Source organism: Hydrogenophilus thiooxidans (assembly GCF_019049855.1).
In the GTDB taxonomy this organism is placed as follows: Bacteria; Pseudomonadota; Gammaproteobacteria; order Burkholderiales; family Rhodocyclaceae; genus Hydrogenophilus; species Hydrogenophilus thiooxidans.
The window spans coordinates 16,854-33,347 of record NZ_JAHLSY010000020.1; the positions used below are offsets into that span (position 1 = coordinate 16,854).

A 16,494-nucleotide genomic window follows, 5' to 3' on the forward strand; every position below is an offset into this window, starting at 1 on the left:
GGGTGTCAGATCCGCACTTTGACGTAGCTGCCCGGCGCCTCTTCGATCACCGGCAATTTCCCTTTGGCGGGGTCCCGTGCCGCAACTTTTTCGTCGCCGTTGCGTTGCGCCAGCCAGGTGTTCCAGTGCGGCCACCAGGAACCAGGGTGGTGGGTGGCGCCTTGCAGCCACTCGTCGGGATCTTCCGGAAGCGGCTTCACGGGGTTGGTCCAGTAGCCATATTTGTTCGCGGCAGGCGGGTTGACGATCCCGGCGATGTGGCCTGAACCTCCAAGCACAAACGTGACGTCGGCGCCGGTGAAGTGGCGTGCCCCTTTGTAGGTGGCCTTCCACGGCGCGATGTGGTCCTCCACCGTCGAGATGAAGTAGCAGGGATGTTTGATTTTGCGCAGATCGATGCCAACCCCGTCGATCTCGATGCCGTTCGGTTCGACGAGCTTGTTCTCCAGGTACATCTTGCGGAGGTAGAACGAGTGCATCGCCGCGGGCATCCGGGTGGAGTCGGAGTTCCAGTAGAGCAGATCGAACGGAAAGGGTTCACGCCCCAATAGATAGTTGTTGACCACGAACGACCAGATGAGGTCGTTGGCGCGCATCATATTGAAGGTTGACGCCATCTCCGTGCCTTCGAGGTAGCCCCGCTCGGCCATTTTGCGTTCGAGTTCGGCAACGGTTTCCGGCGTGGTGAAGACGCCCAGTTCGCCCGGTTCGGAAAAATCGGTGAGCGTGGTGAAGAAGGTGGTCGCGGCAAAGCGCTTCTGCCGTTTTGCCGCGAGGTACGCGGCCGTGGTGGCCAAGAGCGTTCCACCCAGGCAGTATCCGGCCGCATTGACCACCCGTTCGCCCGTCTGTTCTTCGATCGCGTCGAGCGCCGCCAAGACCCCTTCGGTGACGTAATCGGCAAAGGTTTTTTGGGCGAGCCGCGCGTCGGGGTTTACCCAAGAGAGGATGAAGACGGTATGGCCCTGGTCGACCAACCATTTGACCAGCGAATTTTTCTCCCGCAGGTCGAGGATGTAGTACTTGTTGATCCACGGCGGCACGATCAGGAGCGGCCGCTTGTACACCTCTTTGGTGGTCGGCGTGTACTGGATCAGCTGTGCGAGCTCCGTTTGGAAGATCACTTTCCCCGGGGTGGTGGCGATGTTTTTGCCCAGTTCGAACGCTTCGGTGTCGGTCATGCGAATACGCAGTTGCCCGCCGCCCTCTTCCAGGTCGCGCAGCAAGTTTTTGAGGCCGTTGATGAGGTTCTGGCCGTTGGTGCGCAACGTCTCCTGGAAGACTTCCGGGTTGGTGAGCGCGAAGTTGGTGGGGGAGAGCGCTTCGATGAAGTTGCGGGTGAAAAAGTTGATCTTTTTCTGCGTGGTCTCGTCGATGCCGTCCAGGCAGCAGACCGTTTCATGAATGCGGCGCGCAGCAATCAAGTACGACTGTTTGATGAAGTCGAAGAGGAAGTGCTCTTCCCACTCTTTCGCTTTGAACCGCTTGTCCCCTTTTTCCGGTTGCGCCACGGGCGGGGTGTGGATGCCCATCATTTTGAGCATCGAATGTTGCCACAGGTTGAAATAGTCCCACATCAGGTTCATTTGCGCCTGCGCAAGCTTGTAGGGGTTGGCAAGCAAGCGCGCCATCATCTGCATGTAGGTTTGGGCGATCCCCAGTTCGTCCGACGGCGGGGTGATTCCCTTTTTCAGCTGGTTCTTGGTGTATTCCGCGAGAACCTTCGCGGCCCGTTCCGCGACTTCGGCATAGACCTTCGCCATCTCTTGCGGATCGGGCAGTTGCGCATAGGGGGTCGATTTTTCCGTGTCGTGTGTTGCGGTGCGTTTTTCGCTCATTTGGGGTCTCCCTCGTTGTCGGTTGTCGGATTGTGGGCAAATCGTATCATACCGTTCCGGTCGACAGTGCGCTGGAGCCACCCGCATCGCCACGCATGGTTGAGATGCGCAATCGTTTCGCCCAACGCGAAGACCAACTGGTGCAGGTCGAGCGCCCGCGGAAAGAGAATGGAGACGAGCTCGGCTGCGGTGCAAGGGTCTTTGGCGCACGCGGCAAGGAGTTCGGCAAAGCGGGCGTCGTGGTGCGCCTTGAGCGCGGCCACCCGCGCGGCGATCCCCTGAAACGGGAGGCCGTGGGAAGGGAGCACCAGGGTCTCGTCGGGCAGGGCGGTGAACGCGTCGAGCGACGCCAGAAAGTCGCCCAACGGGTCGTCATGGGGCGCAACGGCCCAGACGCCGACGTTGGTCGAGATCTTGGGTAGCAACATATCGCCAGAGATGAGTACTTTGCGTTCGGGGCAATAGAGGCTCACGTGTTCGGGCGAATGGCCGTAGCCGACGATCACGCGCCACGTCGTCTCGCCCAGCGTGAGCGTGTCACCCGCACGCAGTCGTTCATAGGTGGCGGGCAGTTCCGGAACCCCTTTGGGGTACGCAGCGCCGCGCGCGAGCAACGCCTCTTGTTCGCTCGTGCCCAAACCGTGGCGGGCGAAAAAGGCGACCATGTCGCGATAACCGTGTCCTGGTGCTTGCAGCCACGCCGCGAATGCAGAGAGGAGCTCTCCGTGGCTCATGAAGAGCGGCAGGTCGTATTCGGCCATCAGCCACGCAGCCAACCCGATGTGGTCGGGGTGGAAATGGGTGACGACGACCCGATTGGGTCGGTAGTGCTGCAGCTGGATGCGCCACGCCTCTTTCGCGGCGGGAAGCGCGTACCCGGTGTCGACGATCGTCCAGCCGTCGTGCGCTTCGATCAACCACAGGTTGATGTGGTCGAGCGCGAACGGAAGTGGCATGCGCAGCCAGCGGATCCCCGGTGCGACCTCGATCGTGGTGGCGAGTGCCGGGGGTTCGGGAAATGGATAGACCAGTGGTTTCGGGTCTTTCTGTTGGGGCGTCATGGCGTCATCCATTGGCGAGTATCGTGTGCGTTGGGTTCTCGATGGTTGGGACATCGCTGCCCGTTATTCTCTGTCGGCGTCATTGGCAAAGCGACAGTCACTGTGCTATTGTGCCGTTAACGTTAACGGAAACCAAGGCCCTACGGGGAGGGCAGCGATGGAACAGGAGAAAACGTACTATACCATCGGCGATTTGGCACGGGATTTCCGGATCACGCCGCGTACCATCCGCTACTACGAAGAGCATGGGATCCTCAATCCCCGCCGGGAAGGGCGGCAACGGATCTATACCCGTGCCGACCGCACCCGTCTCAAATTGACGCTGCGCGGCAAACGGTTGGGGTTGTCGCTGGCGCAAATCAAAGAGCTCTTGGACATGTACGACGGGATGCACAACTCCCCCGCGCAGATCCGGGAGTTTTTGCGGGTGCTGGCGGAACGGCGCGCTGCTTTGGAGCAGCAACGGCGCGATATCGAGGCGGTGTTGGCCGAAATCGATCAACTCGAGGCGCAATGCCACGCAGCGTTGGCCGAGGCCGGAGCGCAAGCGGTTGCGGTACCTTGAGGGCGCGTGACACGTCCTGCCTCTGGACATCGCGGGGGGATTTCGGTAATGTTACGTTGACGTAAACGTAATACCAAAGGAGAGGACGATGGCCATTCCTTCGCTCGACATGGGGTTGGATGAGACGCTGGTCGCGCTGCGCGATTCGGTGCGCGCCTTCTGTGACAAAGAGATCGCACCGCGCGCGGCACAGATCGACCAAGAGAATCAATTTCCGACCGACCTGTGGAAAAAGCTCGGTGATCTGGGTGTGCATGGAATGACGGTCTCCGAAGCGTACGGCGGCGTCAATATGGGGTACCTGGCGCACATCATCGTGATGGAAGAGATCAGCCGCGCCTCTGCTGCGGTGGGGCTCTCCTACGGGGCTCATTCCAACCTCTGCATCAATCAAATCCATCGCAACGGCACGCCGGAACAGAAAGCGAAATATCTCCCCAAGCTCGTCGCCGGCGAATGGGTCGGGGCGCTGGCGATGAGCGAACCGAACGCCGGTTCGGATGTGGTCTCGATGCAGTTGCGTGCCGAGAAACGGGGCGATCGCTGGGTGTTGAACGGCAGCAAGATGTGGATCACCAACGGGGGCGATGCCGACGTTCTCGTCGTCTATGCGAAGACCGACCCGGCAGCCGGGCCGCGGGGCATCACCGCGTTTCTCGTCGAAAAGGGGATGAAGGGCTTTTCGGCAGGCACGAAACTCGACAAACTGGGGATGCGCGGTTCGAACACCTACCCGCTCTTTTTCGATGACTGCGAAGTGCCGGAAGAGAACGTGCTCGGCGATGTCGGGGGCGGGGTGAAGGTCTTGATGAGCGGGCTCGACTACGAACGCGCGGTGCTCGCCGGCGGTCCACTCGGGATCATGGATGCGTGCATGGAGGTGGTAGTGCCCTATCTGCACGAACGCAAACAGTTCGGGCAGTCGATCGGGGAATTCCAGTTGATGCAGGGCAAGCTCGCCGATCTGTACGCCACCTGGAGCGCAACGCGGGCGTTCGTCTATACCGTGGGGCGCGCGCTCGATGCGCACGACCACAGCCGCCATCTGCGCAAAGATTGCGCGGCGGCGATCCTCTACGCTGCGGAAAAGGCCACTTGGATGGCAGGCGAAGCGATCCAGTGTTTGGGGGGCAACGGCTATATCAACGAATACCCGACGGGGCGCCTGTGGCGCGACGCCAAGCTCTACGAGATCGGCGCCGGAACCTCGGAGATTCGCCGCTGGCTGATCGGCCGTGAGTTGATGGCCGAGACGGCGTGATCGAATGCGGCGCTGTGTTGCGCAATACGGCAGGCGCAGGACGAAGGATTGTGGTTTGACCCTATTGGAATGGAAAGAGACGAGGAGAGAACGATGAGCAAAAACGCGAACGATATCGTGATCGTTGCGGCGGCACGCACGCCCATGGGGGCTTTTCAGGGCGATCTGGCCGCACTCACCGGGCCGCAATTGGGTGCGGCAGCGATCCGCGCGGCGGTGGCGCGCGCGAACCTTGCGCCCGAACAGGTCGATGAGGTGCTGATGGGAAACGTCCTGCAAGCGGGGGAAGGGCAGGCGCCCGCGCGGCAAGCCGCATTGGGTGCAGGGCTGCCCAAGTCAGTGGGGTGCACCACCGTCCATAAGGTGTGCGGTTCGGGGATGAAAGCGCAGATGCTCGCGTTCGACGCACTCAAAGCGGAAAGCTACGACGTCGTCGTCGCGGGGGGGATGGAGTCGATGAGTAACGCCCCCTATCTGTTGCCCAAAGCGCGCAGTGGTATGCGTTTGGGGCACGGTCAGGTGCTCGACCACATGTTCTACGACGGGCTCGAAGATGCCTACGACAAAGGGCGCTTGATGGGCACCTTTGCCGAGGATACCGCACAGCACTACGGATTTACCCGCGAACAGCAGGACGCCTACGCGATCGAATCGACCCAGCGTGCGATCCGCGCGATTCAAAGCGGCGCGTTCGAATGGGAGATCGAACCGGTCACGATCACCGACCGTGGGGGTGAGCGGGTCGTGAAGATCGACGAACAGCCCCTCAAGGCGAAATTGGACAAAATTCCCTTGTTGAAGCCGGCGTTTCGCAAGGACGGAACGGTGACCGCGGCCAACGCGTCGTCGATCTCCGACGGTGCTGCGGCGTTGGTGTTGATGCGCCGGGAAACGGCCGAGCAGCTCGGGTGCACGCCGCTCGCGCGGATCGTCGCACATGCGACCCACGCGCACGAGCCGGCGTGGTTTACCACCGCACCGGTTGGCGCGATCGAAAAGGTGCTCGCGAAAGCGGGGTGGACCGCGGATGCGGTCGATCTCTTCGAGATCAACGAAGCGTTTGCGGTGGTGACGATGGCGGCGATGAAAGAGCTGAACCTGCCGCACGAAAAGGTCAATATCCACGGGGGGGCGTGTGCGCTGGGCCACCCGATCGGCGCTTCGGGGGCGCGGATCGTGGTGACCCTGATCGGGGCGTTGCGCCACACCGGGGGCAAGCGTGGTGTTGCGAGCCTCTGCATCGGTGGGGGTGAAGCCACCGCGATGGCGATCGAACTCGAGTGAGCCCGTTTCGTCTCTACGCTCAGCTCATTGCCGCGATGGTGATGTGGGGCGCAACGTGGCCAGCGGGCCGGATCGTGGCGCAAGCGCTCGATGCTCCGGCTTCCGCCGCTGCGATGCGATTCACGCTCGCAGCGCTGGTTTTGTGGGGGATCGCGCGGCTGCGTGGCGTGCCGCTCACCCCGCGGCGTCCGGTTGTCGTGCTGCCAGAGGCTGGTGCGAGGGGTGCCCCGCCGGATGCGGCGGCTGCGCCGTCGGCGACGCGGCAAACGGTACCCCTGACGGCACCCTTTGGGGGCGGGGCGCGGTCCCATCCCTTGTCTGCGGCGGTGCGCCTCGCGGCAATGGGCTTTTTCGGCATTTTTCTCTACAACCTCTTTTTTCTCTACGGGTTGCAGCATGTCACCGCGGGCCGAGGCGCGCTGGTGGTCGCGCTCAACCCCGTTGTGGTCGCGGTCACGGCGTGGTGGCTCGCAGGCGAACCGCACGGTTGGCGGCAACACCTCGGTGCGGTTGTGGCGCTGGTAGGGTGCCTCACCGTGATCGGCAAAGGAGACCCCGTTGCGCTGCTTACGGGCGCAGTTGGTGTGGGGGACTGGCTGATCCTGGGCTGCGTCGCCACCTGGACGATCTATACCTTCCTGGGCAAAAAGGCCACCCAGACTTTTTCCCCGCTTGCGGTGACCTTTTGGGCGGCGCTGATCGGCGCAACGCTGCTTTGGGGCGTGGCTGCCGTGCAAGGTGAAGCGCTCGGGTGGCGAGCGTGGCCACAGACGGTGTGGTTGGCGGTCTGCTTCATGGGGGTGCTGGCTACCGCGCTCGGCTACACTTGGTATTCGGAAGCGGTCCATCGTTTGGGTGCGGCGCGGGCGGCGCTCTTCATCAACTTGGTGCCGGTTTCCGGTGTCGTCACCGGTTGGCTGTTGTTGGACGAACCGCTTTCGTGGCCGGTGCTCGTAGGTGGCCTCCTGGTGCTCACCGGCGTGACATTGACAACCCAAAAACCAAAGGAGCGAGGTCGTGTTACTGAGTGAAGAGCATCGGATGATTCAACACGCGATCCGGGACTACGTGCGCGAACGCATCGTCCCGTTCGCGGCGCAGTGGGATCGCGACCATACCTTCCCCCGCGACGCGTTGCAGGGTCTGGGGGCGTTGGGCGCGTTGGGGATCACCGTACCCGCCGAATGGGGCGGCGCGGGGCTCGACACGCTGGCCACCGCGCTCGTGATCGAAGAGGTGGCGGCGGGCGACGGCGCCACCTCGACGATCGTTTCGGTGCAGAATTCGTTGGTCAATTCGATCCTGCTCAAATACGGCTCGGACGCGCAGAAGTCGGCGTGGCTGCCCCGACTGGCAACCGGCGAAGCGCTCGGGTGTTTTTGCCTCACGGAACCGCACGTGGGTTCGGACGCCGCTGCAATCCGCACGCGTGCCGAACGCACCGCCGACGGCTGGGTATTGAACGGCGTGAAGCAATTCATCACCACGGGAAAAAACGCCGATGTTGCGATCGTCTTCGCGGTGACCGACCCCGCTGCCGGTAAGCGCGGCATCTCCTGTTTCCTCGTGCCCACCGCCACACCCGGTTACGTGGTGAGTCGGATCGAGGAAAAATTGGGGCAAAACGCAAGCGACACGGCACAGATCACGCTCGAGGATTGTCGCGTGCCCGCCGACGCGCTGATCGGTGCCGAAGGGCAAGGGTACAAGATCGCGCTCTCCAACCTGGAAGGGGGGCGCATCGGGATTGCGGCGCAAAGCGTCGGGATGGCGCGCGCGGCGCTTGCAACGGCGCTGCAATACGCGAAAGAGCGCGAAGCCTTTGGCCAACCGATCGTCCACCACCAAGCGGTGGGATTCAAACTCGCCGAGATGGCCACCCAAATCGAAGCGGCTCGGCAACTCGTCTGGCACGCTGCCGTGAAACGCGACGCGGGCGAACCGTGCCTCAAAGAGGCTTCGATGGCTAAGCTCTTCGCTTCCGAAATGGCCGAACGGGTGGCGTCGGCCGCGATCCAGATCTTGGGCGGATACGGCTACGTGCGCGATTTCCCGGTAGAACGGATCTACCGTGACGTGCGCGTCTGCCAGATCTACGAAGGGACGAGCGAAATCCAAAAACTCGTGATCGCACGCGACCTCATCGCCAATGGGATCGCGTGACCACGAGTCGAGAACCCCACGAAAAAGAGGAGGTGGCATGACGCTCGATTTCTATTTCGACTTTTCCTCACCCTACGGCTACTTGATGGCCGAAATGATCGAGGAGGTGGCGCAACGGCACCACGCAACCGTCGTGTGGCGACCGTTTTTGTTGGGCGCGGTCTACCAAAAGACCGGTGACAAGCCGTTGCCGTCACATCCGTTGAAAGGCCCGTACATGCAGCGCGATTTCGCTCGCTCCGCCCGTTTTTACGGCATCCCATTCCGGTTGCCCGACCCCTTCCCGGTTTCCACCCACCTGGCCGCCCGTGCGTTCTATGTCCTCAACGACGGGTCGAGCGAAACGGCAAAACGGTGGGCGATCGCGGTCTTTCGCGCCTATTTCCGGGATGGACGCAACATCGCCGATGCCGAGACGCTGACGGCGATCGCGCGCGAACTCGGGCTCGACGCCGACGCGCTTGGCAGCGCGATGCAGTCGCCAGCGGAAAAAGCGCGTCTGCGCGCCGAATGTGACGCGGCAATCGCCCGCGGTGTCTTTGGCTCGCCGATGGTATGGATTGGTGCAGAGCCGTTTTGGGGCGTCGATCGTTTGCCGCAGATCGAGCGTTGGCTGGCCGAAGGGCCGTTTTAGCGACGCAAGGAGCTTCGTGAGATGAAACGAATCGAAACCCGGATCGACGTCAAATCGGAAACGTTCCAGACCAACGCGCGCGCGATGCGCGAATTGGTAGACGATCTGCGCGCGCTCTCCGCGCGGATTCGCGAAGGCGGTGGCGCGGCCGCGCGTTCGAAACACGTCGCACGCGGCAAATTGTTGCCGCGCGAACGCATCGACGTGCTGCTCGACCCCGGTTCGCCGTTTTTGGAGATCGGGCAGCTCGCTGCATACGGCTGCTACGACGACGAAGCCCCATCCGCCGGGATGGTTGCGGGGGTTGGTCGGATTGCCGGCGTCGAATGCATGATCGTCGCGAACGACGCGACCGTCAAAGGAGGGACCTACTACCCGCTCACGGTGAAGAAACACCTGCGGGCGCAAGAGATTGCGGAACAGAACCGCTTGCCATGCGTCTATCTGGTCGATTCGGGCGGCGCATTTTTGCCGCTCCAAGACGAAGTGTTCCCCGATCGCGACCACTTCGGCCGCATTTTCTACAATCAGGCGCGCATGAGCGCGCAGGGCATCCCGCAAATCGCGGTGGTGCTGGGCTCTTGCACCGCAGGCGGCGCCTATGTCCCGGCGATGAGCGACGAAACGGTGATCGTCAAAAACCAGGGGACGATCTTCCTGGGCGGTCCGCCACTCGTGAAAGCGGCAACCGGGGAGGTGGTCACCGCCGAAGAGCTGGGCGGTGGCGACGTGCATACCCGGATCTCTGGCGTTGCCGACCACTTGGCGGAGAACGACCACCATGCGCTGACGCTGGCGCGGCGCATCGTTTCGCACCTCAACTGGCGCAAACCGGTGCAGCTCGCGCTCGGCAACGCCGAACCGCCAGCGTACGACCCGGAAGAGCTCTACGGCGTTGTCCCCGTCGATCTGCGCAAACCCTTCGACGTGCGTGAGGTGATCGCGCGGCTTGTCGACGGTTCGCGCTTCGACGAATTCAAAGCGCGCTACGGCACGACGCTCGTCACCGGATTCGCTGAGCTGTTTGGCTACCCGGTCGGGATCGTCGCGAACAACGGCATCCTCTTTTCGGAGTCGGCGCTCAAAGGGGCGCACTTCATCGAACTGTGCGCACAGCGCGGTATCCCGCTCCTCTTTTTGCAGAACATCACTGGGTTCATGGTCGGGAAGAAGTACGAACACGGCGGCATCGCCAAAGACGGGGCGAAGATGGTCACCGCGGTGGCGTGTGCCGAAGTACCGAAAATCACCACGATCATCGGCGGATCGTTCGGTGCCGGAAATTACGGGATGTGCGGCCGCGCTTACTCGCCCCGTTTTCTCTGGACCTGGCCCAATAGCCGCATCTCGGTGATGGGGGGCGAACAAGCCGCGAGTGTGCTCGCGCAGGTGCGGCGCGACGCGATCGAAGCCAAAGGCGGAACGTGGTCTGTGGAAGACGAAGAAGCGTTCAAAGCGCCGATACGCGCGCAATACGAGCGGCAAGGGCACCCCTACTACGCAAGCGCGCGGCTGTGGGACGACGGCGTGATCGACCCGGCCGAAACGCGCCGCGTGCTGGGTCTGTCGCTCTCGGCTGCGCTCAACGCCCCGATCCAACCGACGCGCTTTGGCGTCTTTCGGATGTGACGCAGGAGAGACGAAATGAGCTACACCACACTGACGATCGAAGAGCGGCCCGTGACGGGGGGTGTCGCGACTTGGGTTTGGATGAATCGCCCCGAGGTGCACAACGCTTTCAACGCGCAAGTGATCGCCGAGCTGACCGAAGCGTTTCAGGCCCTATCGCAAACCGAACGGGTGCGGGTGGTGATCCTTGCGGGGCGCGGCAAGAGCTTTTCCGCTGGGGCGGATCTCGACTGGATGAAAGCGGCGGGGGCGGCATCGGAAGCGGAAAACCGTGAAGACGCGATGCGGCTAGCCGAAATGCTCGCCGCGATCGCCACTTGCCGCAAACCGACCATCGCGCGGGTGCATGGCGCGGCGCTGGGCGGCGGGATGGGGCTGGCGTGCGCGTGCGACATCTGTGTCGCGAGCGAACGGGCGCAATTTGGCACCACCGAGGTCCGCTTCGGCATCATCCCGTCGGCGATCAGCCCCTACGTGTTGCGTGCGATCGGGCCGCGTCAAGCGCTGCGCTATTTTCAGACCGGCGAACGGATCCCGGCGGCGCGGGCGCTGGCGTTGGGCATCGCCCACGAGGTGGCACCCGAAACCGAACTCGACTCCGTGATCGACGGCCTCATCGCCGAACTCGTCAAAGGGGGGCCGAACGCACTCTGGGAGGCGAAGTCGCTCGTCGCGGCTGTCGCCCACCAACCGATCGACGCGGCGCTGCGCGCGGAAACCGCGGCGCGGATCGCGCGGGTGCGCGCGACCCCCGAAGCGCGTGAAGGGCTTGCGGCGTTCCTCGAAAAACGGCCAGCGCGTTGGATTGCCGAATCGTGACGCGGCGAAAGGAGGCGTGATGTTCCAAAAAATCCTCATTGCCAACCGGGGCGAAATCGCCTGCCGCGTGATCCAGACCGCGCGGCGGCTGGGGATTCGCACGGTGGCGGTCTATTCCGATGCCGACCGGACCGCGCGGCACGTGCGCCTTGCCGACGAAGCGGTGCATATCGGCGCCGCGCCTGCGCGGGACTCTTACTTGCGCAGCGACGCGATCCTGGCCGCGGCGAAACGAACCGGTGCCGAGGCGATCCACCCCGGTTACGGCTTTCTCTCCGAAAACGAGCAGTTCGCCGAGGCGTGCCGCGCAGCCGGGATCGTCTTCATCGGCCCACCCCCGGAGGCGATCCGTGCGATGGGGGACAAGGCGCACGCCAAAGCGCTGATGGCCATAGCAGGCGTGCCGCTTACCCCCGGTTACCACGGGGACGATCAGCGCGACGAGCGGCTCCTTGCCGAAGCAGAGCGCATCGGCTTCCCCGTGCTCATCAAAGCGACGGCAGGGGGCGGCGGCAAAGGGATGCGCCGTGTCGATCGCCGCGAAGATTTTCTGGCCGCGCTCACCGCCTGTCGCCGCGAAGCCGCGGCGGCGTTCGGTGACGATCGGGTGCTCGTCGAACGCTACGTGCTCGAGCCGCGGCACGTCGAAATCCAGGTTTTCGCCGACCGCCACGGCAACGCCGTCTATCTCTTCGAGCGCGACTGTTCCGTGCAGCGGCGCCATCAGAAGGTGCTCGAAGAGGCGCCTGCGCCGGGGTTGAGCGACGCCGAACGGCGGGCGATGGGGGAAGCCGCGGTGGCGGCGGCGCGCGCCGTGGGGTACGAAGGCGCCGGGACGATCGAATTCATCCGCGCCCCAGATGGTGCGTTCTACTTCATGGAGATGAATACCCGGCTCCAGGTCGAGCATCCGGTCACCGAGATGATCACCGGACTCGACCTCGTCGAATGGCAGTTACGGGTCGCCGCGGGCGAACCGCTCCCGCTCGCGCAAGAGCAGATCCCGTGCCACGGTCACGCGATCGAAGCGCGCCTCTACGCCGAAGATCCGGAGAAGGGGTTTCTCCCTGCTACGGGGAAACTCGCAGTGCTCGAATTTCCGCCCGAAGCGCCCGATCTCCGCGTCGATACCGGTGTCACTGCAGGGGACACGATCACCCCCTATTACGACCCGATGATCGCCAAATTGATCGTCTGGGGCGAAACGCGCGAAGCGGCGCGGCGCAAACTCGAAGCGGCGCTCAACGCGACGCGCATCGTCGGCGTCGCGAACAACGTCGAGTTTTTGTTGCGTCTGGTCGCCGCCCCCTCGTTTCGTGACGCGCGGCTCACCACTGCGCTCATCGAACACGAGCAAAACTGGCTCTTCGCCACCCGGAACCCGCCCGAATGGGCGTGGTGGGCGCTCGCGTGTGCCGAGCTCGAACGGGAAGCGCAAGCGGCGCGTGCGCAGGCGGTTGCACGCGGGGAGCCCCATTCGCCGTGGGCCGCGGTCGATGGTTGGCGGTTGAACGCGCCGGCAGAGCGGCGGTGGCGCTTCCGGTACCGCGGCGAGACGCGCACCGTCTGCGCGCGGCGGCAGGCGCGCACCTGGTCGTTTGCGTTCGTCGCGACCGAATCGCAACCGGCGGAAAGCTGGGCCGAAGTGCGCTACCAGGTCGAACCCGACGGCGCGTTGCTGCTCGAGGTCGACGGACTCCGCACGCGCGTCGAAGTGATGGTCCATGGTGAACAGCGCCACCTCTTCCTCACTGACGGTGCATTCCGTTTCGAAGCAGTGGCCGAGGAGTGGCGTGGCGGTGAAGCCGCAGCGACGGAAGGGCAGGTGACCGCGCCGATGCCCGGGCGGGTGATCGCAGTCTCCGTCCAGACGGGAGACAAAGTCGCAGTCGGGCAACCGCTCCTGACGCTCGAAGCGATGAAGATGGAACACACCCTGACCGCGCCCGCCGCAGGCGTCGTCGCGGCGGTGCACTGTGCCGCCGGTGATCAAGTGAGCGACGGCGCGGTACTGGTGGAGATCCAAGCGGCAGAAGCGTTGGAGCAGGCGAACGCCGCATCGGCGCCCAGCAAGGAGGAAGAACGATGAAGCGCGGGCCAGAGCGGGTGACGATCGTCGAAGTCGGGCCGCGCGACGGGCTGCAGAACGAAGCCACGCCGATCGCCACCGCGACCAAACTCGAACTGATCGCGCGTCTGCGCGCAGCCGGGCTACCGGTGATCGAAGTCACCGCGTTCGTCTCGCCCAAATGGGTGCCGCAGATGGCCGATCACGCCGAACTCCTGGCGACACTGATGCGCGACGCCGACGCCGCGGCGCCACGCTATCCCGTGCTCGTCCCCAACCTCAAAGGGCTGGACGCGGCACTCGCGGCGGGTGCGCGGGAAATCGCCGTCTTCACCGCAGCGTCCGAGTCCTTTTGCCGGAAAAACATCAACTGCTCGATCCAGGAATCGCTCGAACGCTTCGCCCCGGTGATCGAGCGCGCCCGTGCGGCGGGTGTCGCGGTGCGGGGCTACGTCTCGTGCGTGGTCGGTTGCCCATACGAAGGCGCAATCGCGCCGCAGGCGGTCGCGCGGGTGGCGAAAGCGCTGTGGGAACTGGGGTGCCGCGAGATTTCGCTGGGCGACACCATCGGTGTCGGTACGCCGGATACCATCGAACGCATGCTTGCCGCGGTCGCAGCGGAGGTGCCGATGGATCGCCTGGCTGGTCACTTCCACGACACCTACGGAATGGCGGTCGCAAACGTCGTTGCGGCGTGGCAAATGGGCGTGGCAACCTTCGACGCTTCGGTGGGCGGTTTGGGTGGCTGCCCCTACGCCCCCGGTGCGGCGGGCAACGTCGCCACCGAAGCGCTCGTCTACCTCTTCGAGCGCATGGGCGTCGCAACGGGGGTAGCGCTCGAACCGCTCGTGGACACCGCGTGGTGGATCAGCGCGCAACTGGGACGCACCCCCAACTCACGGGTGGCGCTCGCGCTTGCGCGCAAGGAGAAGACGAACCGCGACGCCGGGTGCGGGGGGAAATCGGCCGGGTAGCATTGCCGCGCGATGCTCGCCGAAGCGCTCACCTGGCTGATTACCCCAGCGCCGTGGGCCGCGCGGCGGCTCGGCTACCTCAAGGAAGCGGTGGCGATCACCGCGCGGTACCGCCGCTGCCGCGCCGCGTGGGCGCCCCATCTCGAGCAGAGTCGCAACGCCGTTCTCGCCTTTTCCGCGCAGCAACCGCGCCGCCGTACCCTCGTTGTGCTCGGCTCTGGCGCCGGCTTGGATCTCCCTCTGGAAGCGCTCGCTTCCCAATGGCAGCGCATCCTGCTTGTTGATCTCGTCCATCCGTGGGCGATCCGCTGGCGCGCTGTGCGGCTGCCCCAGGTTTCGTTCGCCACATGGGACATCGCCGGGGTTGCCGCGGCGCTGCTGGATCGTTGCAACCGCCTGCCCGACCCGAAGCCCGATTGGCCGCTGCCAGCCGATACCGACGCGGTCGTCTCGCTCAACGTGATGGCGCAACTTCCCGTGGTGCCGCTTGCTTGGCTGGCGGCGCACGGTGTGCCGGATACCGTGTGCGACCCCTGGGCGCAGCAAGTGATCGCCGCCCATTGGCGGCAAATGACGATGCTGGGCGTTGCAACGCTTCTCATCACCGACTATGCGGCAACGCACCACCTCTGTCCGTTGCGCGCCACCACCGCCGCAGACGCTGCATTGCCGCTTCCCCCCGACGAATCGACGCTTTTCGGGTTCGAGTTGCCTCAGCCGCCGCTGCGCCAATGGGTGTGGCGCATTGCTCCCTGTGGCGAGCTCTCTCCCCACTGGGAACGGCAGTTGCGGGTTGGAGTGTTTGTGCCATAATTGGGCGGCAAAGCAAACAAACCATTACGTCGAACGGGGCTCGATGATCAAACGCAAGCTCCCCATTGGGATCCAGACCTTCGCGAAGATCCGCGAAGAGGGCTACTATTACGTCGACAAGACCCCGTATGCGCTACGCCTCATCGAAAGCGGCACCCACTACTTCCTTTCCCGCCCGCGGCGCTTCGGTAAAAGCCTCTTTCTCGACACGCTTGCGGAACTGTTTGCTGGCAACGAACCGCTCTTTCGCGGGCTTTACATTCATGACCGCTGGGACTGGAATGTGCGCTACCCGGTGGTGCGTCTGAGCTTTGCCGAAGGGCGGCTGGAAACGCGTGCTGAGCTCGAACGGCGCATTCGCTCGCTTCTCGCGCACAATGCCCGTACGCTCGGTGTGGAACTGCCCCTTGACGCAGACATCGCGGAAACCTTCATCCGCCTCATCGAAGGGGCACATGCCCGCTACGGCCAGCGCGTCGTGGTGCTGGTTGACGAATACGACAAACCGATCCTCGATAACCTCACCACGCCAGAGGTTGCCCGTGCGATGCGCGAAGGGCTACGCAACCTCTACTCGGTGATCAAAGGGCAAGACGCCCACATCCGCTTTGCGTTCCTCACCGGTGTTTCCAAATTCAGCAAAGTCTCGATCTTTTCGGGCCTCAACAACCTCAACGACATCACCGTCGACGCCCAGTACTCGGCCATCTGCGGCTACACCGAGGAAGACCTCGACGCGGTCTTCGCCCCGGAGCTCGAAGGGCTCGATCGCGACCAGATTCGCCTCTGGTACAACGGCTACAACTGGTTGGGAGAAGCGGTCTACAACCCCTTCGACCTGCTGCTTCTTTTTCAAAAGCGCGAATTTCGCCCCTACTGGTTCGAAACGGGCACGCCCACCTTTTTGGTCGACGTCCTCATGCAGCGGCGCTTCTTTACTCCGCAGCTAACGCGCACGTTTGCCTCGGAAGCGCTTCTTTCGGCGTTTGATGTTGACGCGATGGCCCCCGAAGCGCTTCTTTGGCAGACGGGCTACCTCACCTTCCGGGGGCAACGGCGTATTGGCGCACGCATCGAATACGAACTGGGTTACCCCAACCTGGAAGTGGCCTACAGCCTCAACGATGCGCTACTCAAAGGGCTGATGGGCGACCCTTCGCTCGCTGAACGGGTAACCCTGAGCGCCTATGAAGCGCTGGTGCGTGGCGAGATCGACGGACTGCGCCAACACCTCGAACGCCTCTACGCCAGCATCCCGCACGACTGGTACCGCGCAAACCCGATCACCCACTACGAAGGGTACTGGGCAAGCGTCTTTTATAGCCACCTTGCGGCGTTGGGGCTAGAGCTCATTGCCGAGGACGTCACCAACCACGGCTGCATCG

At 63.7% G+C, this 16,494-nt stretch carries 14 protein-coding genes; 12 read left to right on the forward strand and 2 right to left on the reverse strand.

Translation table 11 applies throughout. The features are described from left to right. Nucleotides 1–5: 5 nt before the first annotated feature. Entirely contained in the window at nt 6–1,838 is a 1,833-nt protein-coding gene (locus KUL93_RS09175; RefSeq protein ID WP_217126752.1) for a PHA/PHB synthase family protein, read from the reverse strand. Further along, entirely contained in the window at nt 1,835–2,899 is a 1,065-nt protein-coding gene (locus KUL93_RS09180; RefSeq protein ID WP_217126753.1) for an MBL fold metallo-hydrolase, read from the reverse strand. The genes KUL93_RS09175 and KUL93_RS09180 overlap by 4 nt, the downstream gene beginning before the upstream one ends. A 157-nt stretch (nt 2,900–3,056) precedes the next feature. Here KUL93_RS09180 and KUL93_RS09185 point away from each other — a divergent pair, with 157 nt between their 5' ends. From KUL93_RS09185 to KUL93_RS09240, 12 genes are all read left to right on the forward strand, one after another. Next, on the forward strand, nt 3,057–3,464 hold the full coding sequence (locus tag KUL93_RS09185) for a MerR family transcriptional regulator (RefSeq protein WP_217126754.1): 408 nt from the start codon (nt 3,057–3,059) through the stop codon (nt 3,462–3,464). A gap of 88 nt (nt 3,465–3,552) precedes the next feature. Continuing rightward, on the forward strand, nt 3,553–4,725 hold the full coding sequence (locus KUL93_RS09190; protein WP_217126755.1) for an isovaleryl-CoA dehydrogenase: 1,173 nt from the start codon (nt 3,553–3,555) through the stop codon (nt 4,723–4,725). A gap of 93 nt (nt 4,726–4,818) precedes the next feature. Then, entirely contained in the window at nt 4,819–6,009 is a 1,191-nt protein-coding gene (locus tag KUL93_RS09195; RefSeq protein ID WP_119334369.1) for an acetyl-CoA C-acetyltransferase, read from the forward strand. Continuing rightward, on the forward strand, nt 6,006–7,040 hold the full coding sequence (locus tag KUL93_RS09200) for a DMT family transporter (protein ID WP_217126756.1): 1,035 nt from the start codon (nt 6,006–6,008) through the stop codon (nt 7,038–7,040). The genes KUL93_RS09195 and KUL93_RS09200 overlap by 4 nt, the downstream gene beginning before the upstream one ends. A gap of 10 nt (nt 7,041–7,050) precedes the next feature. Further along, nucleotides 7,051–8,172 carry an acyl-CoA dehydrogenase family protein gene (locus tag KUL93_RS09205; RefSeq protein WP_249419397.1) on the forward strand — a complete coding sequence of 374 codons (1,122 nt, stop codon included), beginning with the start codon at nt 7,051–7,053 and terminating at the stop codon, nt 8,170–8,172. A 37-nt stretch (nt 8,173–8,209) separates the two neighbouring features. Further along, nucleotides 8,210–8,806, forward strand: coding sequence for a 2-hydroxychromene-2-carboxylate isomerase (locus KUL93_RS09210; protein ID WP_217126758.1), 597 nt, complete (start codon nt 8,210–8,212; stop codon nt 8,804–8,806). Between the two features lie 21 nt (nt 8,807–8,827). Next, on the forward strand, nt 8,828–10,435 hold the full coding sequence (locus tag KUL93_RS09215; RefSeq protein ID WP_217126759.1) for a carboxyl transferase domain-containing protein: 1,608 nt from the start codon (nt 8,828–8,830) through the stop codon (nt 10,433–10,435). A gap of 15 nt (nt 10,436–10,450) precedes the next feature. After that, complete coding sequence (locus tag KUL93_RS09220; protein WP_217126760.1) at nt 10,451–11,254, forward strand: enoyl-CoA hydratase/isomerase family protein; 804 nt, start codon at nt 10,451–10,453, stop codon at nt 11,252–11,254. Between the two features lie 19 nt (nt 11,255–11,273). After that, nucleotides 11,274–13,343 (forward strand): acetyl-CoA carboxylase biotin carboxylase subunit, encoded by a 2,070-nt coding sequence (locus tag KUL93_RS09225; protein WP_217126761.1) that lies wholly within the window; start codon nt 11,274–11,276, stop codon nt 13,341–13,343. Beyond that, complete coding sequence (locus KUL93_RS09230; protein ID WP_217126762.1) at nt 13,340–14,296, forward strand: hydroxymethylglutaryl-CoA lyase; 957 nt, start codon at nt 13,340–13,342, stop codon at nt 14,294–14,296. Before KUL93_RS09225 ends, KUL93_RS09230 begins: the two co-directional genes overlap by 4 nt. Nucleotides 14,297–14,308: 12 nt before the next feature. After that, complete coding sequence (locus tag KUL93_RS09235) at nt 14,309–15,109, forward strand: hypothetical protein (protein ID WP_217126763.1); 801 nt, start codon at nt 14,309–14,311, stop codon at nt 15,107–15,109. A gap of 43 nt (nt 15,110–15,152) precedes the next feature. Next, nucleotides 15,153–16,494: ATP-binding protein (locus KUL93_RS09240; protein ID WP_217126764.1), on the forward strand; the 1,342-nt coding region annotated here is incomplete at its 3' end.